Raw genomic sequence first — 23,588 nt, 5'->3', positions numbered from 1 at the left:
GGCTACCGTCGGACCCATGCGTACCGTCATCGCCGGGGGCCACGGACAGATCGCGCTGAAACTCGAACGGCTGCTCGCCGACCGCGGCGACCGCCCCGCCGGGATCATCCGCCGCCCCGAACAGGCCCAGGACCTCGTCGACGCCGGCGCCGAGCCGCTGGTGCTCGACCTGGAGTCCGCCACCGCCCCGCAGCTCGCCGCCCTGCTCGCCGACACCGACGCGGTGGTCTTCGCCGCCGGCGCCGGCCCGGGCAGCGGCGCCGCCCGCAAGAACACCGTCGACCGCGACGCGGCCGTCCTGCTCGCCGACGCGGCCGAACTCGCCGGAGTCCGTCGCTACCTGATGGTCTCCTCGATGGGCGCCGACCCCGCCGCCCACCACCCCGACGAGGTCTTCCGGACCTACCTGCGGGCCAAGGGCGCCGCCGACGACGCGGTCCGCTCCCGCACCACGCTGGACTGGACGGTGCTGCGCCCCGGCCCGCTCACCGACGGCCCCGGCAGCGGACTGGTCCGCCTCGCCCCCTCCGTCGGCCGCGGCACGGTCGACCGGGCCGACGTGGCCGCCGTCCTGGCCGCCCTGCTGGACGAGCCCGGCACCGCCGGACAGACCCTGGAACTGGTCGCCGGGAACGCCGCCGTCGCCGAGGCGGTCGCCGCCGCGGCCGGGCACGACGGCTGATCCCGACGACCGGGCACGGCAGCCGGGCACGGCGCGGGGCCCGGTCCGCACCGGACCGGGCCCCGCGTCGTTCGAACCCTCGGAGGGCGGACCCTCAGCGCCTCAGGACCTCAGGACCTCAGCGCCTCGGGGACCTCAGAGGTCGAGGCCGGTGAGAACCATGACCTTCTCGACGGTGTAGTCGTCCATCGCGTACTTGACGCCCTCACGGCCGACGCCGGAGTCCTTGACACCGCCGTACGGCATCTGGTCGGCCCGGTAGGACGGCGCGTCGCCGATGATCACACCGCCGACCTCCAGCTCCCGGTGCGCCCGGAAGGCGGTCTGCAGGTCGTGGGTGAACACGCCCGCCTGCAGGCCGAACGGCGAGTCGTTGACGGCCGCGAAGGCCTCCGCCACGCCGTCCACCCGGTGCAGCGACAGCACCGGGCCGAACACCTCGGCCTTGGCCAGGATCGCGTCCGCGGGCAGCTCGGCCAGCACGGTCGGGGCGTAGGTCGCGCCCTCGCGGGTCCCGCCGACGAGCACCTTGGCGCCCTTGGCGACCGCATCGTCCACCCAGGACTCCACCCGCTTCGCGGCGTTCTCGTCGACCAGCGGGCCGACGTCCGTCGCGTCCTCGTTCGGGTCACCGGTGACCTGCGCGCCGACCTTGGCCACGACCTTCTCCACCAGCGCGTCGTACACCGACGCGTCGGCGATCACCCGCTGCACCGAGATGCAGGACTGGCCGCCCTGGTAGTTGGCGAACATCGCGATCCGGGTGGCCGCCCAGTCCAGGTCGGCCTCCGAGGACCAGTCCGCGAGCACCACGGCCGCGGCGTTGCCGCCCAGCTCCAGGGTGGTGTGCTTGCGCGGCACCGAGCCCATGATCTGGTAGCCGACCTTGTCCGAACCGGTGAAGGAGATCACCGGCAGGCGCTCGTCCTGCACCAGGGCCGGCATCCGGTCGTTCGGCACGGTCAGGATCGACCAGGAGCCGACCGGCAGGTCGGTCTCGGCCAGGATCTCGCCCAGCACCATCGCCGACAGCGGGGTCGCCGGGGCGGGCTTGAGGATGATCGGGGCGCCGACCGCGATCGCCGGGGCGACCTTGTGGGCGACCAGGTTCAGCGGGAAGTTGAACGGGGCGATCCCCAGCACCACGCCGCGCGGGAAGCGGCGCACCAGCGCGAAACGGCCCACGCCGCCCGGGTCGGTGTCCAGCCGCATCGTCTCGCCGTTGGTCCGGCGCGCCTCCTCGGCGGCCCAGCGGAACACCGACACCGCGCGGCCCACCTCGCCGCGGGCCCACTTGATCGGCTTGCCGTTCTCGGCCGTGATCAGCTGGGCGAGCTCCTCGGTGCGCTCGGCCAGCCGCTTGGCCACGTGGTCCAGGGCGGCGGCCCGCTGGTGCGCCGGGGTGGCGGCGAACACCGGCAGCGCGGCCACGGCGGCGTCCAGCGCCTCCTCGACCTGCGCCTCGGTCGGAATGCTGACCCTGCCGACCAGACGGCCGTCCCAGCTGTTGTGCACCTCGAAGTCGGCGTCACCGCTCGCCCGGCGGCCGGCGAGCCAGAAATCGTACGTGGTGGTCACCGTGGTACCGGCCCTCTCCTCGTCGTCGTACGGCCCACGGGAGTGGGACCCGAACCCGAGGGTAGGGGCGAGGGCAGGCCGACCGGATTGGCCGACCAGGAGTGTTCGACTCCGGGGCCACTCCACCGCGTCCAGGCAGGTGTTCTATTCCTCGCCGGAGCGCAGCGCCAGCCACAGCTCCATCCGCACGTCGGTGTCGTCCAGCGAACGGCCCAACAGCTCCTCGACCCGGCGCATCCGGTAGCGCAGCGTGTGCCGGTGCACCCCCAGGTCGGCCGCCGCCGCGTCCCACTGCCCGTGCCGCGACAGCCACGCCCGCAACGAGGCCACCAGGTCTCCGCGGGCCGTCCGGTCGTGCTCCCGCAGCGGCCGCAGCAGCCCCTCCGCGAAGGCCGTCACCGCGTCCTCCCCGAGCAGCGGCAGCAGCGAACCCGCGCCGACCTCCTCGTGGTCCACCGACCTGCGGCCACCGCGCAGCGCCACCGCCAGCGCCCGCTCCGCCTGGGCGTGCGCCGTACCGGCCTCCTCCAGCGCGGCCGGCGCCGAGACGCCCAGCGACAGGCTCTCGTGCTCCTCCACCACGCCCAGGCAGGCCCGGTGCACCGCGCCGTTGTCCAGCGCCAGCACCATCAGCCGCGGCCCGTGCGCGCCGTCCTCCCGCGCCACCAGCAGCTTCTCGCCCACCCGGGAACCCGCCTGCTCGGCCCGGTCCCCCAGCTCCGCCAGCGCCTCCGCGGCATCCGCGTTCGGCCCGGCCCCGGCCACCAGGACCCGTATCGTCCCCTCCGGCATCCCGCCGAACAGCCCCACCGCCACCTGCCGGGCCGTCGCCACCTCGCCCGCCAGGACCATCCGCAGCAGCGCCGCGCCCATCCGCTCCTCGGCCTGCCGCAGCTCCCGCGAACGCTCCAGGGTCAGGGTCAGCAGCGCCACCGCCGCGTTCAGCACGTACCGCTCGGTCGGCGTGATCCGGTCCTCGGTCCCCACCGCCAGGAAGCCCCGGGCCCGCCGGTCCGCCCCCAGCGACTGGACCACCACGTAGTCCTCGTCCGCCGTGTCTATCCCCGGCGAACGCCCCTGCAGCGCCGCACTCGACGGCGCCGGCCGCCGGCGCAGCCGGTCCACCTCCGCCGCCAGCCGCCCCGCCCGGCGCGCCGCCCAGTCCGGCGCCACCACCGACAACGCGCCCGACCCGTCGTACAGCGCCGCCCAGCCCCCCAGCCGGGCCGCCAGCCGACGCACCACCGCCGTCGTGCCGTCCTTCCCGAGCGCCGCCCGGGTCAGCTCCTCCTGCGCCTCGAAACTGGTCGTCACCGCCTCGTACTGCTCCGCGGCCAGCGCCGCCGACACCACCTTGCTGATCGCGATGAACGGCGTCGGCTCCGGCACCCGCAGCAACGGCAGCCCCCGCTGCTGCGCCGCCTCCACCAGCGGCTGCGGCACCTCGGTGTGCGACAGCCCCACCCCCAGCCCGAGCCCCACCACCCCGGCATCGGCCAACCGGTGCACGTACGCCTGCAGCTGCGCCGCCGTGCGGCCCAGCTTGATACCGGTGGTGAGCAGCAGCTCGCCACCCTCCAGGAACGGCGTCGGGTCGTCCAGCTCGCTGGTGTGCACCCAGCGGACCGGCCGCTCCAGATGGTCCGCACCGGCGAGCACCGTCAGGTGGAGCGAACTGTTGCGGACGACGGAGGCGAGTGTGGGGGGCATGGCACCTTCGGGGGATCGACCTGACCGCGCCGTTGCGGCCGGGCGAGGAGAGGGCAGTGGGACTGGTGAGGGTCTCTCCCCTTCATTATGGACGCCCCGGACAACCGGCACTGCCGAATCCACCTCGAAGGCGACTTCCCTCCCCTGCCCTCCCGCCGCCCCCGCGTCACCCGCTTCACCCCCGCAGGTCGACCAGCAACGGCGGCACCTGCTCCCCCGACACCGCCGTCAACGACACCACCGCGTGCCCCGCCGGCAGCGCGTGCGCCAGATCCGACGGCGACCACCGCAGCCTCTCCACATCCCGCGTCGTCACCGACTCCGTCTGCGCCGTCGTCCCCGACAACGCCTTCCGCCCGATCCGCCCGGCCCGCCGCATCACCCCACCGGAGGTGTCGGGGGTGTGGGTCACGGCGGTCTCCTGCACCAGGTGCGTCCCCCAGGCCTCGGAGAACAGCCGCCCGTCCCAGGGCGCGATCCCGGGGAAGGCCATCCGGCAGCCGACCGCGCCGAACAGCGGCGCCCGCAGCGCCTCCGGCAGGTCCACCAGGGTGCGCAGCAGCAGCACCGCGCCCGCGTTCGCGCCGCGCATCCGCTGCAGGCCGCGGACGACGGTGGCGTCCACCGCCGCCGAGGCGTCGTCCACCACCAGGCCGGCGAACAGGGAGCGGTCCTCGCGGGCCCCGGCCGCCTGCACGAACTGCCCCACCACCAGCCGGGACAGCATCCGCGCGGCCTCCGGGTGGCTGCGCTCGGGCAGCTTCACCCGCACCCGCAGCGGGTGGTCCAGCACCCGCATCGCGAACGGGGGGCGGCCCGTACCGTCGGTCGCGAAGGCCCCCTCGAACGCGGGCCGCTCCAGCAGGCCCAGCCGGTCGGCCAGCAGCGCCCCCGGATCGTCCGCCCGGTCGCGCTGGCGCTCCCGGTACTCCAGGTCCCGCTCGTACGCGGCCAGCCGGCCGGCCACTCCGAGCGCCTTCACCAGCGCCGCGAGTGCATCCGGCTCCCCGCCCAGCAGGGCCCGCAGCTCGCGCACCCCCGGGTAACGGCCGAAGGCGGCGTGGAACGGGCCCACCACCTGCTGCAGCGCCGTCCGGGCGTTCTCCGCGCGGGCGGTCAGTTCGTCCGGCAGCAGCGCGTCGGCCAGCCGGGCCGCCGCGTCGTCCGGGTCCTGCGCCGCGCCGTAGAGGTCCAGTCCGTACACCGAGGCCGGGTCACCGGGGGCGATCACCACGTCGTACCAGGCGTCCGGGCCGAGATCGGCGTCCGCCGCCCCGACCACCACCGCGCACGCGGTGCCCGCCAGCGCCTGCAGGCACAGTGCCTCGGCCACCGGCCGGGCCAGCCGCGCGGTCTTCCCCGTCCCGGCCGGGCCCACCGCGAGCAGCGAGGTGCCCAGCACCGCCGGATCCAGCGCGAAGTCGGCGGCCCGATGGCTCAACGGGTTCTTCGGCACGTCCTGCGCGACCCCGAGACAGACCTGACCCAGCAGCAGATCGTGCCGCCGGACGCGTCCGGGCAGCTCGCGCGCCTCGGAGGGATGGGCGAAGGCCGCCGCGCCGCGGGTGGCCACCTGCTCGGCGAAGGCGGGCAGGAACACCGGATCCGCCTGCGCGGACTCCCAGGCACGCCGGATCCGCACGTAGTCGACGTCGCCGACCGCCTCCGCGTCCAGCCGCGCCGCCGCCTCGACCGCCCCGCCCCGGCGCAGCCCGTCCCAGGGGTCCAGCCTGCGGGCCGCCTCCACGGCCGCCGGGCCGGGCTCCTCGGCGGGCTCCTCGTGCGTCACCGTCCGCGACAGCAGCGGGGCCGCATAGCGGCGCCAGACCTCCAGCCAGCGGCCCATGCGGCCGAAAACCTTGATGACCACGCCCAGGACCAGGAGGTTGGCGACGAGCAAGGTGAACATGGCCTCGGACTCGGAGGGCGAGGCGAGCGGGCCGATGCCCGCTTGGCCGCCGAACCACACGAGCACGTACATGAAGAGCTGCGTGCCGTAGAGGTACGCGAACCACCCCACCACCGCGTTGAGCGCCGCCCGCAGCAGCAGCGGCCAGGTCGGGACCCGGGCTGCCTCCGCGCGCTCCGGGTCGATGGGCCGGTAGCCGAGCCGGTAGACGCCCGGTTCGGCTTCGGGGCGCGGGGCGGTGGCCCAGGCGGCGAGGTCGAAGGCGGGGGTGCCGGGCCGTTGGTGGGGGACCTGGGCCGGGGGTCTGGTGGTGGTGTGTTCGACGTGGTGGTGTGACCCGTCCTGTGCCATGTACGGCCCCGCTCCCTCGCCCGCCCGGCCCGACCGCCGTCGGTGCCGCCATACCCATGCCGCCGTACCGGCGACACGCCCGCGCTCAGGGTAGTGGAGCGCGGGCTGCGGGTAGTCGTTCCGCTCGCGCTGGCCGTGCCGGACAAGTCGGACGGCGCAGTGCTACCGAGTGGCGCATGCCCGGTCGGGGAGGGCGGCCGTAGCCTGCGAAGCACCGAGCCGAGAAGTCTGGAGATACCCCATGAGCGCCGTAACGCCGCTCCCGCAGGAGCGCCGTCTGGTCACCGCGATCCCCGGTCCGAAGTCGCAGGAGCTGCAGGCCCGCAAGCTGGGTGCGGTGGCGGCCGGCGTCGGGACCACCCTGCCGGTGTACGTCACCCGTGCCAACGGTGGCGTGCTGGAGGACGTGGACGGCAACTCGCTGATCGACTTCGGCTCCGGCATCGCCGTGACCAACGTCGGCAACAGCGCCGAGGCCGTGGTGGCCAGGGCGAGCGAGCAGCTGGCCGCCTTCACCCACACCTGCTTCATGGTGACCCCGTACGAGGGTTACGTGGCCGTCGCCGAGCAGCTGAACGAGCTGACCCCGGGCGACCACGAGAAGCGCACGGCGCTGTTCAACTCGGGCGCCGAGGCGGTCGAGAACGCGGTGAAGATCGCCCGCGCGTACACCAAGCGCACCGCCGTCGTGGTGTTCGACCACGGCTACCACGGCCGCACCAACCTGACCATGGGCCTGACGGCGAAGAACATGCCGTACAAGCAGGGCTTCGGTCCGTTCGCCCCGGAGATCTACCGGGTGCCGGTGGCCTACCCGTACCGCTGGCTGACCGGTGCGGAGAACTGCGCCGCCGAGGCCGCCGCCCAGGCGATCGAGATCATCAACAAGCAGATCGGCGCCGAGAACGTCGCCGCGATCATCATCGAGCCGATCCAGGGCGAGGGCGGCTTCATCGAGCCGGCCAAGGGCTTCATGCCGGCCATCGTGGAGTTCGCGAAGGCGAACGGCATCGTGTTCGTCGCCGACGAGATCCAGACCGGTTTCTGCCGCACCGGCCAGTGGTTCGCCTGTGAGGACGAGGGCATCGTCCCGGACCTGATCACCACCGCCAAGGGCATCGCCGGCGGTCTGCCGCTGGCCGCGGTGACCGGTCGCGCCGAGATCATGGACGCCGCGCACGCGGGTGGCCTGGGCGGCACCTACGGCGGCAACCCGGTGGCCTGCGCGGCCGCGCTGGGCTCCATCGAGACGATGAAGGAGCAGGACCTCGTCGGCAAGGCGCAGCGGATCGGTGAGGTCATGCTGGGCCGCCTGCGGGCGATGCAGGAGAAGTTCGACGTGATCGGTGACGTCCGCGGTCGCGGCGCGATGATCGCCGTCGAGCTGGTGAAGCCGGGCTCCAAGGAGCCGAACCCGGAGCTCACCGCCGCCGTGGCCAAGGCCTGCCACGCCGAGGGTCTGGTGGTCCTCACCGCCGGCACCTACGGCAACGTGCTGCGCTTCCTGCCGCCGCTGGTGATCCCGGAGCACCTGCTCACCGAGGGTCTGGACATCATCGAGGGCGCCTTCGCGCTCCAGGGTGTCACCGCCGCCTGATCCAGGCGCCACCTGCCCGCCGGAGGGATGTCCGGACAGCGCTGAACGGCCCGTGGGGACCTTGGTCCCCACGGGCCGTTCGGTTGACCGGGGGCGCCTGCGGGCGGCTCGGGCATGATCGACGGGACCGCCCGGGGGTTGTCCGGAGCGGGGTGAAGATGATGTGCGGAATCGCTGAAGGCGCTCGGCGCGGAAGGGTGGTTGACGTAGTGTCATCACAGATGGACAGCGGGCCTCAGCCATCGGCGGAGCAGTCCGCGGAGCCGCCCCGAGGGGCGGGTCCGCGCGGGCACCGCGAGGACAACCAGGCCGTCCCGCGAGGGTCGGCACACACCGAAGGCCGATCGACCGACCGTCCGACCCACACCCCCCGGGGCGCGCGGAACGGCGATCATCAGAGCCGCCCCGGAGCTCTCCCCCCTGCTCCGGGGCGGCTGTCCGCTGTTCCGGGCCGGTTGGCGCGGACGGCCCGGTCGGCGACCGTGCCGGTGGTGGCGGCGGTGGTGCTGCTGGCGGTGTCCTGGCAGGTGGCGGTGGACGGGCCGCTGCTCGGGCTGGACCGTTCGGTCCGCACGGCCGTCTGGTCGTCCCACCGGGACCACCCGAGCGCCCTGCTCGACCACCTGGGCCACCTGCTGTCGGACCTGGGCAACGGTGTGCTCGCCGTTCCGGTGCTGCTGGCGGCCGGGGGGCTGGCCGCCCGGTGGTGGCGCCGGGCGGGCTCGGCGCGCTGGTGGCTGCCGCTGCCGGTGGCGGCACTGACCGCGGTACTGATCCCGCTGCTGGTGGTTCCCGCGAAGGCGGCGTTCGCCCGGCCGGGCCCGCTCAGGGATCCCCTGGTACCGGGGCAGTGGGGCTGGTTCCCGTCCGGGCACACCGCGACGGCGACGTTCTCGTACGGCGTGGCGGCGCTGCTGCTGGCCCGGGCGGCGGGTGCGCGGACGGCCCGGTGGCTGACCGCGGGCGCGGCGGCGCTGGCGGTCGGGGTGGGCGCGGGGCTGGTGTGGAGCAGCTTCCACTGGCTGCTGGACGTGGTGGCCAGTTGGTGCCTGGGGGGCCTGGCGCTGTGGGCGCTCGACCGGTGGCTGCCCCGGCGGCGCGCCTGACGGGGTCAGGCCTCGGGGGCGTCCTCCTCGTTGCGGTGGACGAGGCCCGCCTCGCCGTTGTCGCGGTGCCATTCGACGACGAGTTCGTCGCGGGCGCCGAAGCGGACGAGGTGACGGCCGACGACGTCCTCCAGCTCGGGCAGCTTGTCGCGCTCGCCCTCGACGGTGAGCAGCAGCGCGTCCGGCTGGGCCTCCAGGGTGGCGGTGCCGGCGCGGAAGACCAGGGTGCCGTGGCCGGTCTCCGGGGAGAAGGAGGTCTCGATCCGGCGGCTCATGTGGGCGGCGAGCTGCTTGGCGTAGCGGGCGGGGCGGTCGGTGGCGACGCGGGCGGTGGAAACGGGCATGGAGGCTCCAAGGACAGGGGGAACTTAGGGTCCCCTCACTTAGGAGTACCTTAGCGCAGATACTGAGCTAGGCTCAACATATTTCTCCGACCACTTCCACCGTCGGCCGCACGCCCCGGACCGGCCGATACGCTTGGCCCGACGCCAGCCGAGGAGAACGCCGATGACCACCACGCCACCCGCCGGTCCGGCGGACCCCTCCCCCGGTCCCCGGCCCGGCACCCCCGGCGGCGCCGCCGAACTCGCGGACACCATGACCAGAGCGATCAAGCGGATCCGCCGCCAGACCGGCTGGCGGCTGGAGCCCTACGGCATCACCCCCGGCCAGGCCCGGGCGCTGCGCACGCTCGCCCACGCCCCCGGCTGCGAGACCCCGGACCGCGCGATGCGGCTGAGCGACCTCGCCGAGAAGCTGCACATCGCCCCGCGCTCGGCCACCACGGTGGTCGACGCGCTGGAGGAGGCCGGACTGGTCGAGCGCCGCCCCGACCCGGCCGACCGGCGGGCGGTCCGGATCCTGCTGACCGAGGCCGGGCGGGCGGCGCTGGAGCGGATCGGACAGGTCCGGGACGAGGTGGCGCAGGAGTACTTCGGCGAGGTCAGCCCCGAGGACGAGGAGGTGCTGCTGCGAGTGCTGCGCGCCGCCGAGGCCCGCTTCCTCGCAGCCGGGCCGCCGCCGCGGACGGCGCCCCCGGGCGCAGCGCGGTGATGCCGATCCCGGCGATCACCAGCACGGCGGACGCGGCGGACGTCGGGCTGACCCGCTCGCCGAGCAGCAGCCAGGCCGAGGACATCCCGAACACGGGCACCAGCAGCGAGTAGGGCGCGACGGCGGTCGCGTCGTAGCGGCGCAGCAGGTAGCTCCAGGCGACGAAGCCGAACAGGGTGGAGAGCAGCCCCACGTAGCCGATCGCGCCGAGGCCGCCGAGGGTCATCCCGCGCAGCGCGCGCAGGTCCGCGTCCGGGCCCTCGACCAGCAGGGACAGGGCCAGCAGCGGCAACGGCGGGACGGCGCTGACCCAGACCATCCAGCGCAGCGCGTCGGGCGGCGAGGCCCTGCGGGTCAGCACGTTGGCCAGGCCCCAGGCGACGGCCGCCAGCACGACCAGCACGAAGGCGCCGAACGGGCCGCCGAGGCCCTGGTCGAGCGCGCTCAGGCCGATGCCCGCGAACGCGACCGCCAGGCCGAGCAGCCGCCGCCGGCCTGGGCGCTCGCGCAGCAGCACCGCGGCGAACAGCGCGGTGAAGCCGGCCTGGCCCTGGAGCACCAGGGAGGAGAGGCCGGCCGGCATCCCGGCGTGCATGCCGAGGAAGAGCAGCCCGAACTTGACCACTCCGAGGACCACGCCGACCGCCAGCACCCAGCGCCGGGCCACCCTGGGCGGGCCGACGAAGAAGACGGCCGGGACGGCGACCACGGCGAACCGCAGGGCGCAGAAGAGCAGCGGCGGGAAGCTGTCCAGACCGACGTGGATCAGGACGAAGTTGAGGCCCCAGACGGCGGCCACCAGGACGGCCAGGGCGATGTGACGGGGACTCATGCTCGCGCCGGCCGGAGCGGCGGGTGTTGCGGTCATGGGTCGAGCATGGCGGCGCGGGAACATGTAGCACCAGCGATGAATACTGAAGGAAACACTTTAGGATCGCTGCATGATGGATCTCGGGCGTCTGCGGGCGCTGCACGCCGTGGCGGTGCACGGTTCGGTCGGCGGGGCGGCGGCCGCGCTCGGGTTCACGCCCTCGGCGGTCTCCCAGCAGATCGCCAAGCTGGAGCGGGAGACCCGCACGGTGTTGCTGGAGCGGCAGGGCCGGGGCGTGGTGCTGACCGACGCGGCCCGCGAGCTGGCCGCCACCGCGCGGACCGTCCTGGGACTGGTGGAGCAGGCCGAGGTGCGGCTGGAGGAGCAGCGCGGGCAGGCGGTCGGACGACTGCTGGTGGCCGCCTTCGCGACCGGGGCGCGCGGGCTGATGCCCGGAGTGCTGGCCGAGCTGCGACGGCGCTGTCCGGAGCTGGACGTCCGGCTGCTGGAGAGCGACCCGTACCCGGCGGCGGAGCTGGTGGCGCGAGGCGAGGTGGACCTCGCCCTGGTGCAGGACTGGCCGAGCGTGCCGCTGCCGGTGCAGGAGGGGCTCTCCCGGCTGCACCTCGGGACGGACCCGGTGGACCTCGTGCTGCCCGCCGGGGACGAGCTGGCGGCACTGGACGCGGTGCAGGTGGAACGGCTGTGCGGGCAGCGCTGGATCAGCGTGCCGCCGGGCAACATCTGCCACGACTGGCTGGTCCGGACCCTGCGCGAGGCCGGCGAGGAGCCGGACGTGCTCTACCAGGTCGGCGACTTCGAGACCCAGATCGCGCTGGTGGCGGCCGGGCTGGGGATGGCCGTGGTGCCCCGCCTCGGCCGGGGTCCGCTGCCGGCCGGCGTGGCGGCCCGGCCGGTCGCCTCGCAGCCGAGCCGGCGGGTGTTCGCGCTCTGGCGGGCCCAGGCCTCCCGGCGGCCGGCGATCACCGAGGCGCTGGCGGCGATGCGGGACTGCTGGGCGGCGATCGAGGGAGCCGCGGTCGACGAGGCGGCGGCGGTCGAGGAAGCGGCGGTCGACGAGGTGTAGCGGCGGTGGTCGAAGAAGCGGGCGGTCGAGGAGGCGTAGCGGCGGTGGCGGCGGGACCGGACCGGCGGTGTCAGCCGGCGAGACCGATGATCAGCCACATGAAGCCGACCCCGGCCAGCGTGCACAGCAGGGTGCTGCGCGAGGGGTGCGGACTGTGCGCTTCCGGGAGGATGTCGGAGGTCGCCAGGTAGAGCAGGAAGCCGGAGAAGAAGCCCAGGTAGAGGCCGAGCAGGTGCTCCGGGATGGTGAAGGCCAGGGTGATCGCGGCGCCGGAGACCGGGGCCAGCGCGTCGGCCGCGAGCAGGGTCAGCGCCCGGCGCCGGTTGTTCCCGTACAGCCGGGTGATCGTGTACGTGTTGAAGCCGTCGGCGAAGTCGTGGGCGACCACCGCGATGGCCACCACGGTGCCGACCGTGGTGCCGGCCTGGAAGGCGGCGCCGATCGCGAAGCCGTCCATCACGCTGTGCCCGACCAGGGCCAGCGCGGCGGTCAGGCCGATGCCCTGGTGCCCGGAGCGGTGGGCGTGGCCATGGTGGTGACCGCCGTGGGTGTGCTCGGCGTACTCGCCCTCGTGGCCGCGGTGGATGGCGACGGCCCGCTCGATCACGTGGATGGTCAGGAAGCCACCCGCGAACATCAGCAGCGCCTGGGGCACGCCGTGCACCTCGCCCGGCGCCTGGTGGATGGCCTCGGGCAGCAGGTCGAAGGCCACCACGCCGAGCATCAGGCCGGCGGCGAAGCCGAGCACCAGGTGGCGGCGGTCGCCGGTGCGCTGGGCGACGAAGCCACCGATCAGCGTCATCAGGAACGCTCCGGCGGCGACCAGGACGGCGGTCATCGGGCCGCCTCCGCCGCCGGGGCGGGCGGTGGTGGTGCCGGGTGCGCCGGCGTGGCCGGGTGCCCCGAGGTGGCAGGGTGTCCCGAGGTGGCGGGGTGTCCCGAGGTGGCGGGGTGCCCCGAGGTGGCGGGGCCCGCCGGATGGCCGGTGCCGTCGTGTGGTCTGCCGAGCGTTCTGCCCATTCCTCTTCCCCTGGGGTCCGCCCGTGGCCGGGCCGACCGACGACCGTACCGGACGGCAGTTCGACGGTGATCGCCCGGGGGGGTACCAGGGGCTCGACCGGCTGCTCCGCTCGGTCCCGTCGGCCCGGTCCCCTCAGCCTTGGTCCGGGCCTGGAGGGACGCCCGCCGGGTGGGCCGTCGGAGTGAAATCCCGGTCGCACCGCGCCGCCCCGGTTTCGCGGGCGATCCGGTTGCGCGGTCGCCCGGTTGCATGGGCACCCGGGTTGCATGGGCGTCCCGGTTGCGCGGGCGTCCCGGTTGCGCGGGCGATCCGTTTACGCGGGCGCTCCGGTCGGTGGGGACAGGTTGCTGCGGGGCCCGGTCAGTGCCCCGCGGCGAGCGGCAGACCGAGGTGGGTGCGGGCGAGTTCGCGGACGCCGTCGCCGTCGATCAGGTGGATGTGCCGGTGGCCCTCCTCCGCGGTGAGGTCCAGGGCCTCCTCCGCGAAGCGGCCGGTGGTCAGGCGCAGGCCGCGTTCGGCGGACTCCTCGCGGACCGCCTCGGCCAGCGTCTCGATCTGCTCCACGCCGACCGGGGCGGTGTCCCTGGAGGCCCAGACCACCCAGCGGCCGGGCAGCGCGCTGCCGGGGGCGCCCTCGCCGGTGGCGACCAGCCCGGCCGGGCCGCGCAGCCGTACGCTCCACGCGGCGAGCCCGCCCCGGGTGAGCAGGTCGCGCACCAGCTCGGCGAACTCGTTGGCGGACAGGTCGGGCGCGGCGGGAACGGTGGCACCGGCCTGGGCGGCCGGCTGGACGACCGTCCGGGCGTACGGGTCCGGGGTGACGGCGGCGCCGAGCTGGCGCAGCCGGACCAGGGCCTCGTCCTGCTCGGCGTCGGCGTAGACGCCCTCGTCGTCGCGGTCCTCGTACGGGGTCTCCGGCGGCAGCAGCCGGGTCCGGGCCAGCGCGTCCCGGTCGGCGTCCACGCTGAGCAGGCAGAGCGGCTCGGCTGCGCCGGGCTCGCGCAGCCAGCCGTTGAGGACGACGCCGGCGAGTATCTCGTCGGTGTCCACGGCGTCGGCGGCCTGCAGCGAGCGCAGGGCGAGCCGGGCGACCAGCCGCAGGTAGTCGGTGGCCCGGTCCGCGGGCGGCCGGGGCACCGGGACGATGTCGCCGTCGGGGGCGAGTCGGTACCCGGTGAGCGAGGGCACCAGGTCGAGCGGGGGCAGGTCGAGATCCAGCACGGCGGTGCGGGTGAGCGGCCGGAAGACCGCTCGACAGGGGGCCGACAGGTCCTGGGTGGCGGTCTCGGCGGCGGCCAGTGCGCGCTCCAGCAGCGACTCCACGGCGGCCGGTTCGGCCAGCCGGTAGGCGCGTCGGCACTCCTCCAGGCTCTCGTTGTACTCGCGCACCGCGCGGGCCCGGGCCTCCTCGGCCGCTTCGTGGGCGCGCCGGGACTCGTCAGCGGCCGGGCTGCCCGCCTCGGCACGGCGGGTGCGCCACTCGCGCAGCGCGCGCTGGTGGGCGAGCCGGGCCTGGGCCAGTTCGCGCTGGTAGCCGGAGTCCAGCAGCCGGCGGGAGGGGCCGCTCGCCGGGTCGGCGGCGGCCGGCTCGGCAGGGGCGAAGTCCTCCCAGCGGGGCTCGGCCCCCTCCTCGACCCCCGGGCCGTCGGCCGGGTAGGGGCGGGGCTCGTAGTGACGCAGCTGACTCTCGAAGTCCATGGCCGAGACGGGCAGCGCGGCCCGCCGCAGCAGGTCGGCCAGCCGGTCGTGCTCGGCCTGGACGGTGAGCGTGCGGTGGTGGGTGAGGGCGGCGGCCCGGGCGTGCGCCGCGATGGCCTCACCGGGGTCGGTGGAGTTCGGGTCGGCGGGGTCCGGCTGGTCGGGGTCCGGGTCGGCGGGGTCCGAGTCGGCGGGATACGGGTAGTCGGGGTTCGGGTCCGTGCTGTTCGAGTCGGGACGGCCGGGCGTGGCCCGGCCGGCGGCGGGGTCCGGCTCCGGGCCCTGGTCGGCGCCGAGGTCGCGGAAGACCGAGGCGAGGAAGCCCGGTTGGGGGAACTGGACGGTGGCGGTGCCGTCGGACTGGCCGTCTGCTGAGTACTGCATCGGTCGTCGTTCCCCCATGCTCGTCCGGCGCCTACCAGAGACGACCGACCGGCCCGCGGCCCCGCCCCTGCCGGACATTGTCCACCGAACGGGCGCGGCGGTCAGCCAAGCCGGTCAGTTGGTCCGGGTGTTGGTGAGGTGCAGGCCGATGTAGCCGACATAGATCCGGCCACTGCCGGAGCAGTCGTCCAGGTAGTGCAGCCGGGGTGCGGTCCGGCCGCCGCCGATCCGCAGGTGCGCGCCCATGAACGCGCGCCGGGAGCCGTCCACGCATTCCGGCACCGGCAGCATCCGTTCGCGTTTCCACTTGGTGTGGCTGAACACCGTCCGGGACTCGCCGCGCACCGCCTTGCGGGGCGGGAAGCGGTGGCAGCCGTCCGGGGTGTGCTCGCACCACTGCTTGAAGTCGCCGCCGGCCGCGCCGCGCACGGCCGCCTCCGCGTACTCCTGCAGGGCCGTCAGCCCGTCCCAGGCGAGCCGGGCCCAGCCGGCGCCGGCGCACTGGAAGCCGTCCAGGGCCAGTGCGCTCTTCTGGTCGCCGGTGAAGGTCAGCAGCGGGAACTCGCCGATCCTGGCGAGGAGTTCGGTGAAAGTCTCCGGCTTGGCCGGGCACCCCGCGGACTGGGCGGCGCTGCGACGGCCGGTGGCGCCCGGCCCGCTGCAGTGACGGCCGGTCAGGGATCCCCGTGCACCGGTGCGGAGGTGGACCTCGCGGGCCTCCCTGGTCTGACCGCGGTCGCGGCGCTCCAGGCGGAGGGTGTGCCGGACCCGCTCCAGTTCGTCGGCCCGGGCCTGCTGCTCGGCGCGGTCCTGCTGTTCCTCGCGGGCGCACGCGGCCAGTTCGACGGCCGGATCGACGGCCGGATCGAAGGGCCGGTTCACGGTCGCGGCCGCGATCGTGCCCGTGCCCGTGCCCGTGCCCGTGAGCGCGGTCCCGGCCCCGGTCGTCCGGTAGGCGGACGGGCGCAGCTGCGGGGGCGGGACGCGCAGCACCGGGACGGCGGCCAGTGCCGGGGGCAGCGGCTGGTCGGCTGCGAGGCGGCGCGGCTCCCGGGCGAGCAGCCCGGCGGCGCGGCGGAGGTCCTGCTCTATTCGGCCCCGGGCGAGGACCGGGTGCCGGGCGCCGTCCTGCCGGGAGGCCGGGTCGACCTCGGGCAGGTAGGTGCGCACCGCGCCGCCGTACACGGTGTGGTACTCCAGCGCGACGTTGAACCCCGTACGGGCCCCCGGGTCCAGCACGTAGGCGGTGGCGAGGCCGGGGAGCTGTCGGCAGAGCGGGCGGACCACCTCCCGGACCCAGTGGTCGAGCGGGAGGTTCAACGGGACGCTGGCGACCACGGTGGGCAGCCGGCGTTCCGGGTCGCACAGCTCGTCGATCAGGTCGTCGACCTCGTCGGCCGTGACCACCCGGGGGGCGGGGTGGACGGCGGCCGGGCCGTCGGCGGCGTCCAGCAGCGGGAGCAGTGTGCGGGCCAGCTCGGGGACCGGCACCCGGCAGGGGGTGCGCACGCCGCTGCCGGTGTGGTGGGTCTCGGCCTCCAGCCGGAACCAGGTGGGGCCTTCGGCGCCGGTGGCCACGGTGAGGGTGAGCTGCCGGGTGCCGTGGGGGGCCGGGGTGCGCAGGCGGCGGCGGTCGTAGCGGCCGGCACCTGGGCCGCCGCGCAGCGGCCCGCGGTCGCGGTCCAGCAGGACGCGCTCGCCCAGGCGCAGTCGCTCGGCGGCGGGCAGTGCTCCCGCTGCGGCGTCGGGGGTGGGTGGGGGCTCCTCGCAGCCCTCCTGCTTCAGCCAGGAGGCGAGCTGCTCGTCGGCCAGGGCGACGGCCTCGGCGTGCGGGAGGGCGGTGGTGACGGTCATCCGGTAGGGCGTCGCGGGGCCGCGGGCACCGGGTAGGTCGGCGCCGGCGGACGACGGCGAGCGGTCTGAGGTCATGCGCATACCTCCGTGGTGCGGGGTGGGGTCCTGTGTCCTCCATCGATGGTTTTCGTCCGGTTCGGCCGGATCCTTGCCCAGGAAACGCCATGGCCCGGAGCGGAAGTTCCAACTCCGGGTCACGACACTACGTTCGAGTGAATCTGTTCAAGCCGTCTTCCGCGTGGCGCTGCCGCTCGGCTACGAGAGGCGACCCGGCGGACCGGGCCTCAGACCGGCACCTCGACATAGGTGCGCCCGGCCGGTACCGCCACCGCCGTGCCGCCGGTCGCCTCCGCCAGCCAGGTGTGGAACCCGGCCACCTCCGGCTCCGGCACGCCTACCTCGATCCGCACCCCGGCCGCCTCGTAGGAAAGGTCGCTCACCGCGTACCCGGCGGCCCGCAGGTCGTTCTCCACCCGCCCGGCGCGCACGTGGTCCGCCGTCACCGCGAGCAGCGCGACCGGTCGCCGCTCCAGCAGGCCGACCTCGTCGACCGCCTCCGACACCGCGTTCCCGTAGGCCCGCACCAGACCGCCCGCACCGAGCTTGATCCCGCCGAAGTACCTGGTCACCACGGCGACGGTGTCGGTCAGGCCGCGTCGGCGCAGCACCTCCAGCATCGGCACCCCGGCCGTGCCGCCGGGCTCGCCGTCGTCGCTGGAGCGCTCGCGGCGCTGGTCGTCGCCGACCACGAAGGCGGTGCAGTTGTGCCGGGCGTCCCAGTACTGCTTGCGGATGCCGGCGATGAAGGCCTGCGCCTCGTCCTCGTCGGAGACCCGGGCCAGGTGGCAGATGAAGCGGGACTTCTTGATCTCGGTCTCGTGGCTGCCGGCCCGCCGGATGGTGAGGTACGGCCTGGCGGTCGGTTCCGGCGTGGCGGACATGGCGCGGTGGTTCTCCCGGGAACGGCGACGGCTGGCGGCGCGCACCCCGGGGTCCGGGGCGGCACCGCCAGCCTAGTTGGCGCACGGCCGCGGGCCGCTGGGGGCCGCGGCCGCGCCGGATCGGGCCGGGACGGCCGGTGGTCGGCGTCGGCGGCCGGTGGTCGGCGTCGGCGGCCGGGGTCGGCGGCCGGAGCAGAGTGGCCGGAGCAGAGTGGCCGGAGCTCAGCGCCCGGCGAGCGCGTCCAGCCGGGCACGGTCCAGTCCGGTCAGCGCGGTGACCTCGGCCGGGTCGACGGCGCCGCAGTCCAGGCCGCGCAGGAGGTAGCCGCTGAGCGCCCGGGCGGTGGCCGGCTCGTCCATGACGTCGCCGCCTGCCTTGGCGACGTACGCGGCCAGCCGGGCGGCGGCTGTCGCCAGGCCCTCGCGGTAGAAGGAGTACACCGCGACGTAGCGCGTCGGCAGGTGTGCCGGGTGCATGTCCCAGCCCTGGTAGTAGGCGCGGGCCAGGGAGCGGCGGACCAGGTCGTGGTGGAGCTTCCAGGCGGCGTGCACCTGCTCGGTGGAGCCGGTGGGGATCACGTTGGTCGAACCGTCGGAGAGCCGGACCCCGGTACCGGCCGCGGCCACCTGCATGACCGCCTTGGCGTGGTCGGCGACCGGGTGGTCCATGCTCTGGTGGGCAGCGCTGACGCCGCAGGAGGCGCTGTAGTCGAAGGTGCCGTAGTGCAGGCCGGTGGCGCGGCCCTCGGCGGCCTCGATCATGAGGGCGACGGTGGCCCGGCCGTCCGGGCCGAGGATCGCCTGGGTGGTCTCGATCTGGATCTCGAAGCCGATCCGCCCGGCGGGCAGCCCGGCCCGGCGCTCGAAGTCCTCCAGCAGCCGGACCAGCGCAGTGACCTGCTCGGCGTAGGTGACCTTGGGGAGGGTCAGTACCAGGCCCTCGGGCAGGCCGCCGTTCGCCAGCAGGGTGGCCAGGAACAGCTCCAGGGTGCGGATGCCGCGGGCGCGGACGGGCGCCTCCATGCACTTGATCCGGATGCCGAGGTAGGGCGGCGCACTGCCCTCGGCCACCGCGGCGGCGACCAGTTCGGCGGCCCGGACGGCGGCGGCGTCCTCCTCGGCGTCCGGGCGGGGCCCGTAGCCGTCCTCGAAGTCGATCCGCAGATCCTCGATCGGCTCGCGCTCCAGCTTGGCGCGTACCCGGGCGTGGACGTCGGCGAGCAGTTCGTCCTCGGCGACGCCGAGCGCGCGGGCCAGCTCGGCGGGGGTGCCGGCGTGGGTGTCGAAGGCCTCCAGGGCCTGGCGGCCCCAGTCCCGTACGGTGTCGGCACCGAAGGCGTCGGCGGGGACGTAGACGGTGTGCACCGGCTGCCGGGTGCCGGAGTCGCCCGGGTAGCGGCGCGCCAGGTCGGCGTCCACCGGGGCCAGCAGCGCCTCCACGGCGTCGCGGGCGGCGGCGGAGAAGGAGGCCCCGCCCGTCGGTCCGGTTCCGTCGACCTCGACCTGCGACATCCGCGCTCCTCCATACCGAACCAGCACTTCAACAATTTGTTGAGGCGAAGGTAGCTCCGGTGGGGTCGGGCGTCAATGGCCGACCGAGCGGTGGACGCGGGGTGTCGGACGCCGGGTGTCGGCGCGGGCTCAGTCCCTTCCGGCGGCGGCGTACCGGTCGCGCAGCTGCGGGTAGAGCTCGGCGACCTCCTTGGGGTGGACCGAGCCGTCCGGCCCCTTGCCGGTGATGCCGTACTCGGCGGTCAGCCAGGCCGCGAGGCGCGGCGGGTCGGGCTGGTGGCCGTGGTTGTCGATGTAGGAGACCAGGGCGTCGTAGGCGATGTCCTGGTCGAGCGGCACCGCCTCGGGGTGCGGTTCGGACTGCACGGCTTGGGCGGGCTCCTCGGCCGGAGCGGTCTGCTCGGGCTGGGCGTGGTGCTCGCCCTGGGCGGCCGACTGACGGTGCTGCGGCTCTACGGTCGACTCGGCCTGCGGCTGGGGGGCGGCCGGGTGCTGGGAATGCGCCCGCGGCGCGGGGGCCGGATGAGCGGAGGCGGACGCCGGGGCCGGGGCCGGGGCCGGGCGAGTAGGCACGGGGGCGGGGGCGGCTGCGGGGGCGGGCTCATCGGCGACCGGACGCGGCGGCTTGAACCACGGCGAGGCCTGGCCTGGCACCCGGCCGCCCGGGGCGGGATCGGCCGAGTGGCCGGTGGTACGGACCGGGCGCTCGGTCCAGACGTTCAGCTCCTCACCGCGGGGCTGCGGGGCGCTGTCCGCCGGCTCGTCCGGCTCATGGGCGACGCGCAGCCGGACGGCGTGCAGCTTCGCCAGCATCGGCGCGGCGACCTCGGGCGACAGCGGCGCGGCTGCTGCGGGAGCGGGGCCCTGGGACTGGTCCTGGACGAGCTGTCCGTCCTGGGCCGGCTCGGGCTGGGGCTGCGGCTGCGGCTGCTGGATCTGCTGGGTCTGCGGCTGGTGAGGCCGCCCGGGCTGAGGCTGCCCGGGCTGGAGCCGCTGGGCCGCCTGCGGCCGGAGTCCGGTGGGAGCGGCGGCCTGGTCGCCGACGGCAAGCACCGCCGGGGCGATGGCAGCTGCGGCCCGGTGCTGCTCGGCCGGGGTTTCCAGCTCCTGGGGCCCCTGTTCCGCCAGGGCCTCCTTGGCCTCGCGCTCGCGGGCCTCCTCGTCCAACCGGTCGAGCAGCGACGGGTCCAGGGGAACGCCGAACTTGGCGAGCTTGAGCGGCAGCAGCGCCTGGATGGGGGCCGAGCGACGCCAGCCTCGGCCGTAGCGGAACCGCAGCTGGGCCCGGTAGACCAGCCGGTTCTGCTCCAGCCGGATGACCTCGTCGTAGGAGCGGAGCTCCCAGAGCTTCATCCGCCGCCAGAGCCGGAAGGTCGGCACCGGGGAGAGCAGCCAGCGCATCACCCGGACCGATTCCATGTGGCGGTCCGCGGTGATCGCCGCGATCCGGCCGACCGCGTGCCGGGAGGCCTCGACCACGACGACGAACAGCACCGGGATGACGGCGTGCATCCCCATGCCGAGCGGATCGCCCCAGGAGGCAGCCGCGTTGAACGCGATGGTGGCGACGGTCAGCAACCACGCGGTCTGACGCAGCATCGGGAAGGGGATCCGCAGCCAGGTCAGCACCAGGTCGAGGGCGAGGAGCACGACGATGCCCGCATCGACGCCGATCGGGAAGGCGTAGGAGAAGGCCCCGAAACCTTTCTCCATGGCCAGCTCGCGCACCGCGTTGTACGAGCCCGCGAAGCCGATGCCCGAGATGATGCAGGCGCCGGCCGCGACCAGGCCAAGCAGGCCGCGATGAGCCTTGGTGAGCGTTGGGCGTGCCATTACGTCTATCAACCCCTGGATGTCGGCTGCTGCCGTACGGGCCTCGGCTGCCGGTTCACGTCAGTCGGGCCGCCGGACGGCTGGGCAACCTCCGGGCTCGGCCCACCGGAGTTTACTCGTACGCCCGTTCCGGCTTTCCCGCAGCCTGGAGGCTCGCCGTTCGGACCGCCCTCGCACGTCCGGGCCGGTCGGGCCGTCAGCCGCTCTGTCCCACCGTTCCGTTGAGGTAGGCCAGGACGGCCATCACCCGGCGGTTGGCGTCCTCGTCGGGGGCGAGTTCGAGCTTGCTGAAGATGTTGGCGATGTGTTTGGCCACGGCGCCGTCGCTCACCGACAGTCGGGCGGCGATCGCCGAGTTGGAACAGCCCTCGGCCATCAGCTCCAGCACCTCGCGCTCGCGCGGGGACAGCCCCAGCAGCGGGCCGGACCGGCGCGAGGTGGTCTGCATCAGCTGCGCGATCACGTCCGGGTCCATCGCCGTCCCGCCCGCGGCCACCCGACGGACCGCGTCGATGAACTGCCCCGCGTTGAACACCCGGTCCTTCAGCAGGTAGCCGATCCCACCCGTGCCGTCGGCCAGCAACTCCCGCGCGTACAGCTGCTGGACGTGCTGGGAGAGCACCAGCACCGGCAGACCCCGGATCTCCCGGCGCGCCTTGAGCGCGGCCTGGAGCCCCTCGTCGGTGAGCGTCGGGGGCAGCCGGACGTCCACCACCGCCACGTCCGGGCGATGGGTCAGCAGCGCCTCCAGCAGCTCCGGGCCGGTCTCCACCGCGGCGGCGATGGTGAAGCCGTGCGCTTCCAGCAGACGGATCAGACCTTCGCGGAGGAGGTAGAGGTCCTCGGCGAGGACAACTCGCACGGCAACTCCAAGGTGATGGTGGTGGGACCGCCCGACGTGCTGTCGATGGCGAGGACACCGTCGAAGGTACCCAATCGGCGCTCGATCCCGCGCAGGCCCGTGCCCCGCGACGGATCCGCCACCCCCACACCGTCGTCCGTCACCGTGATCCGCAGCATCCCCGCCCGGTACAGGATGTCCACCCACACCTGTTCCGCCCCCGAGTGCTTGGCCGCGTTGGCCAGCAGCTCGCTGATGCTGAAGTAGGCGGCCGCCTCGACCGGGGCCGGCAGCCGGTCGGGCAGGCTCACGAAGACCTCGGTCGGCAGCGCGCTGTCCAGCGCCAACGCCCGGACGGCGTCGCCGAGTCCGCGCTCGGCGAGCACCGGCGGGTGGATGCCGCGAACCAGGTCCCGCAGCTCCTGCAGCGCCCGGGCGGAGGACTGCCGCGCCTCGGAGAGCAGTTCGCGCGCCGCCTCCTGGTCGGTCTCCATCAGGTGCTCGATGGTGCCCAGGGTCATCCCGATCGCCACCAGCCGCGCCTGGGCGCCGTCGTGGAGATCGCGCTCGATCCGCCGCAGTTCGGCTGCCTGGCTGCCCACCGCGTCCGCCCGGGTCTCGGTCAGCTCGGCCACCCGCCTGGTCAGCTGGGCGTGCGTCGCCCGACCGTCCTGGTCCAGCACCCTGCGGGCGACCTCCCCGTACCCGCGCACCGCGTACGGCGCGAGGAGTGTCCCGGCGAGGACCATGCCGATCCCGACCAGCAGGCTCAGCGCCATGGACGTCATTCGAGGACTCATCGGGCCGAACGCGTTCGCCGGCACCGGGCCCGACAGGGCGAAGACCGTGCCCAGCACGAGCAGCAAACCCACGGCGCCACCCAGGACGACGACCAGGACGGGATTCACAGCCAGCCAGAGCAGCTCCGCGCGGGTGGTCCGGTCCCGCAGGCCCCAGTGCACCAGCTGCGCGTACTTCGCGACCGTCCGCGAGCGGTGGTAGGAGTACCCCGTCCACCAGTGCCCTCGCTCGTCCGACTCCAGCTTCGGCAACGGACCGTAGACCGCCGGCAGGCGGATGCCGTACCAGCGCTGCAGGAACCTGCGGGTACGGTCCGCGGTACGGCGGACGCACAGGGCGGCCACCGCGGAGCCCACGACAGCCGCGACCGCGAGGGCCACCAAGGACGACGCGTAGTAGGACTCAAGGAACCGGGATGTCACCGCCCCCGAGAAGATCGCGGCCCCCACCGGCAGCACGGACCCCGGTACCGCGCCCAGCACTGCCTGCGCCAGCCGGGCCAACCCCTGGCCACCGGCCTGGAGGGCCTCCCGCATCTGGGCACGCACGGACGTGCCGCTCGTACGAGTCTCTGTGGTCACGCAAGCTCCCGATGCCGGTACCGATCGTCCTTCATCAGTGTTCACGAACGACCTGCTCGGGACACTGGCCATGGCACCCCAATTCCGGGGTGGACCTAGCACCACCTGTCGGTGGCAGGAGCAACACCTGACTGGTCGGACGGTCCGGAAATGCGAAAAGCCCCTGATCCGATTGGATCAGGGGCTTTTCTGAATGATTGTTCGGCGGCGTCCTACTCTCCCACAGGGTCCCCCCTGC

The 23,588-nt window shown here is 74.5% G+C and carries 18 protein-coding genes; 5 read left to right on the top strand and 13 right to left on the bottom strand.

The window, feature by feature from the left end:
• Nucleotides 1-16: 16 nt before the first annotated feature.
• Complete coding sequence (locus ACIRVF_RS41655; protein WP_402830119.1) at nt 17-682, top strand: NAD(P)H-binding protein; 666 nt, start codon at nt 17-19, stop codon at nt 680-682.
• Between the two features lie 135 nt (nt 683-817).
• On the opposite strand, the gene ACIRVF_RS41650 is transcribed toward ACIRVF_RS41655, so the two are convergent.
• The 3 genes from ACIRVF_RS41650 to ACIRVF_RS41640 all read right to left on the bottom strand — a co-directional run bounded on the left by ACIRVF_RS41650 (nt 818) and on the right by ACIRVF_RS41640 (nt 6,230).
• A complete protein-coding gene (locus tag ACIRVF_RS41650; protein WP_402830116.1) occupies nt 818-2,260 on the bottom strand; it encodes an aldehyde dehydrogenase family protein in 1,443 nt (480 codons plus the stop codon).
• Between the two features lie 144 nt (nt 2,261-2,404).
• Nucleotides 2,405-3,970 (bottom strand): PucR family transcriptional regulator, encoded by a 1,566-nt coding sequence (locus ACIRVF_RS41645; RefSeq protein ID WP_402830113.1) that lies wholly within the window; start codon nt 3,968-3,970, stop codon nt 2,405-2,407.
• Nucleotides 3,971-4,145: 175 nt separating this feature from the next.
• On the bottom strand, nt 4,146-6,230 hold the full coding sequence (locus ACIRVF_RS41640; RefSeq protein WP_402830111.1) for an ATP-binding protein: 2,085 nt from the start codon (nt 6,228-6,230) through the stop codon (nt 4,146-4,148).
• A gap of 241 nt (nt 6,231-6,471) precedes the next feature.
• Here ACIRVF_RS41640 and gabT point away from each other — a divergent pair, with 241 nt between their 5' ends.
• Together gabT and ACIRVF_RS41630 are read left to right on the top strand one after the other, a co-directional pair.
• Nucleotides 6,472-7,827 (top strand): 4-aminobutyrate--2-oxoglutarate transaminase, encoded by a 1,356-nt coding sequence (gene gabT / locus ACIRVF_RS41635; RefSeq protein WP_402830109.1) that lies wholly within the window; start codon nt 6,472-6,474, stop codon nt 7,825-7,827.
• A gap of 491 nt (nt 7,828-8,318) precedes the next feature.
• Nucleotides 8,319-8,933 carry a phosphatase PAP2 family protein gene (locus ACIRVF_RS41630; RefSeq protein WP_402830106.1) on the top strand — a complete coding sequence of 205 codons (615 nt, stop codon included), beginning with the start codon at nt 8,319-8,321 and terminating at the stop codon, nt 8,931-8,933.
• Between the two features lie 5 nt (nt 8,934-8,938).
• Here ACIRVF_RS41630 and ACIRVF_RS41625 read toward each other — a convergent pair whose 3' ends face one another.
• On the bottom strand, nt 8,939-9,277 hold the full coding sequence (locus tag ACIRVF_RS41625) for a DUF2218 domain-containing protein (protein ID WP_402830103.1): 339 nt from the start codon (nt 9,275-9,277) through the stop codon (nt 8,939-8,941).
• 163 nt (nt 9,278-9,440) lie between these two features.
• Here ACIRVF_RS41625 and ACIRVF_RS41620 point away from each other — a divergent pair, with 163 nt between their 5' ends.
• On the top strand, nt 9,441-9,986 hold the full coding sequence (locus ACIRVF_RS41620; RefSeq protein ID WP_402830101.1) for a MarR family winged helix-turn-helix transcriptional regulator: 546 nt from the start codon (nt 9,441-9,443) through the stop codon (nt 9,984-9,986).
• Here the strand turns inward: ACIRVF_RS41620 and ACIRVF_RS41615 are convergent.
• Nucleotides 9,877-10,818: an EamA family transporter gene (locus tag ACIRVF_RS41615; RefSeq protein WP_402830130.1), complete on the bottom strand. Its 942-nt coding sequence runs from the start codon at nt 10,816-10,818 to the stop codon at nt 9,877-9,879. The genes ACIRVF_RS41620 and ACIRVF_RS41615 overlap by 110 nt on opposite strands.
• Nucleotides 10,819-10,927: 109 nt before the next feature.
• Between ACIRVF_RS41615 and ACIRVF_RS41610 the strand changes: the two genes are divergently transcribed.
• Nucleotides 10,928-11,884 carry a LysR family transcriptional regulator gene (locus ACIRVF_RS41610; protein WP_402830098.1) on the top strand — a complete coding sequence of 319 codons (957 nt, stop codon included), beginning with the start codon at nt 10,928-10,930 and terminating at the stop codon, nt 11,882-11,884.
• A 70-nt stretch (nt 11,885-11,954) separates the two neighbouring features.
• On the opposite strand, the gene ACIRVF_RS41605 is transcribed toward ACIRVF_RS41610, so the two are convergent.
• The 8 genes from ACIRVF_RS41605 to ACIRVF_RS41570 all read right to left on the bottom strand — a co-directional run bounded on the left by ACIRVF_RS41605 (nt 11,955) and on the right by ACIRVF_RS41570 (nt 23,350).
• Nucleotides 11,955-12,722, bottom strand: coding sequence for a ZIP family metal transporter (locus tag ACIRVF_RS41605; protein ID WP_402830095.1), 768 nt, complete (start codon nt 12,720-12,722; stop codon nt 11,955-11,957).
• 543 nt (nt 12,723-13,265) lie between these two features.
• The gene (locus ACIRVF_RS41600; RefSeq protein WP_402830093.1) at nt 13,266-14,987 is read right to left on the bottom strand and encodes a restriction endonuclease; all 1,722 of its coding nucleotides are present in this window, start codon (nt 14,985-14,987) and stop codon (nt 13,266-13,268) included.
• A 114-nt stretch (nt 14,988-15,101) separates the two neighbouring features.
• Complete coding sequence (locus tag ACIRVF_RS41595) at nt 15,102-16,916, bottom strand: hypothetical protein (protein WP_402830091.1); 1,815 nt, start codon at nt 16,914-16,916, stop codon at nt 15,102-15,104.
• Nucleotides 16,917-17,125: 209 nt separating this feature from the next.
• The gene (locus ACIRVF_RS41590) at nt 17,126-17,782 is read right to left on the bottom strand and encodes a YigZ family protein (protein ID WP_402830089.1); all 657 of its coding nucleotides are present in this window, start codon (nt 17,780-17,782) and stop codon (nt 17,126-17,128) included.
• Between the two features lie 222 nt (nt 17,783-18,004).
• The gene (locus tag ACIRVF_RS41585; RefSeq protein WP_402830086.1) at nt 18,005-19,294 is read right to left on the bottom strand and encodes a DUF6986 family protein; all 1,290 of its coding nucleotides are present in this window, start codon (nt 19,292-19,294) and stop codon (nt 18,005-18,007) included.
• Between the two features lie 129 nt (nt 19,295-19,423).
• A complete protein-coding gene (locus tag ACIRVF_RS41580; RefSeq protein ID WP_402830084.1) occupies nt 19,424-21,127 on the bottom strand; it encodes a DUF2637 domain-containing protein in 1,704 nt (567 codons plus the stop codon).
• A 196-nt stretch (nt 21,128-21,323) separates the two neighbouring features.
• Nucleotides 21,324-21,989: a LuxR C-terminal-related transcriptional regulator gene (locus ACIRVF_RS41575; RefSeq protein WP_402830082.1), complete on the bottom strand. Its 666-nt coding sequence runs from the start codon at nt 21,987-21,989 to the stop codon at nt 21,324-21,326.
• Nucleotides 21,941-23,350 (bottom strand): sensor histidine kinase, encoded by a 1,410-nt coding sequence (locus ACIRVF_RS41570; RefSeq protein ID WP_402830080.1) that lies wholly within the window; start codon nt 23,348-23,350, stop codon nt 21,941-21,943. The genes ACIRVF_RS41575 and ACIRVF_RS41570 overlap by 49 nt, the downstream gene beginning before the upstream one ends.
• Nucleotides 23,351-23,588 lie beyond the last annotated feature (238 nt).

Source organism: Kitasatospora sp. NPDC101157 (assembly GCF_044768255.1).
Taxonomy (GTDB): domain Bacteria; phylum Actinomycetota; class Actinomycetes; order Streptomycetales; family Streptomycetaceae; genus Kitasatospora.
This window is presented reverse-complemented; position numbering and strand designations above follow the sequence as displayed.

Bases quoted from the DNA above. Each gene is read 5' to 3' on its own strand.
- ACIRVF_RS41600 (WP_402830093.1), bottom strand. From the start codon at position 14,987: ATGCAGTACTCAGCAGACGGCCAGTCCGACGGCACCGCCACCGTCCAG.
- ACIRVF_RS41625 (WP_402830103.1), bottom strand. From the start codon at position 9,277: ATGCCCGTTTCCACCGCCCGCGTCGCCACCGACCGCCCCGCCCGCTAC.
- ACIRVF_RS41580 (WP_402830084.1), bottom strand. From the start codon at position 21,127: ATGGCACGCCCAACGCTCACCAAGGCTCATCGCGGCCTGCTTGGCCTG.
- ACIRVF_RS41640 (WP_402830111.1), bottom strand. From the start codon at position 6,230: ATGGCACAGGACGGGTCACACCACCACGTCGAACACACCACCACCAGA.
- ACIRVF_RS41620 (WP_402830101.1), top strand. From the start codon at position 9,441: ATGACCACCACGCCACCCGCCGGTCCGGCGGACCCCTCCCCCGGTCCC.
- ACIRVF_RS41645 (WP_402830113.1), bottom strand. From the start codon at position 3,970: ATGCCCCCCACACTCGCCTCCGTCGTCCGCAACAGTTCGCTCCACCTG.
- ACIRVF_RS41605 (WP_402830095.1), bottom strand. From the start codon at position 12,722: ATGACCGCCGTCCTGGTCGCCGCCGGAGCGTTCCTGATGACGCTGATC.
- ACIRVF_RS41585 (WP_402830086.1), bottom strand. From the start codon at position 19,294: ATGTCGCAGGTCGAGGTCGACGGAACCGGACCGACGGGCGGGGCCTCC.
- ACIRVF_RS41615 (WP_402830130.1), bottom strand. From the start codon at position 10,818: ATGAGTCCCCGTCACATCGCCCTGGCCGTCCTGGTGGCCGCCGTCTGG.
- gabT (WP_402830109.1), top strand. From the start codon at position 6,472: ATGAGCGCCGTAACGCCGCTCCCGCAGGAGCGCCGTCTGGTCACCGCG.
- ACIRVF_RS41595 (WP_402830091.1), bottom strand. From the start codon at position 16,916: ATGACCTCAGACCGCTCGCCGTCGTCCGCCGGCGCCGACCTACCCGGT.
- ACIRVF_RS41655 (WP_402830119.1), top strand. From the start codon at position 17: ATGCGTACCGTCATCGCCGGGGGCCACGGACAGATCGCGCTGAAACTC.
- ACIRVF_RS41590 (WP_402830089.1), bottom strand. From the start codon at position 17,782: ATGTCCGCCACGCCGGAACCGACCGCCAGGCCGTACCTCACCATCCGG.
- ACIRVF_RS41610 (WP_402830098.1), top strand. From the start codon at position 10,928: ATGATGGATCTCGGGCGTCTGCGGGCGCTGCACGCCGTGGCGGTGCAC.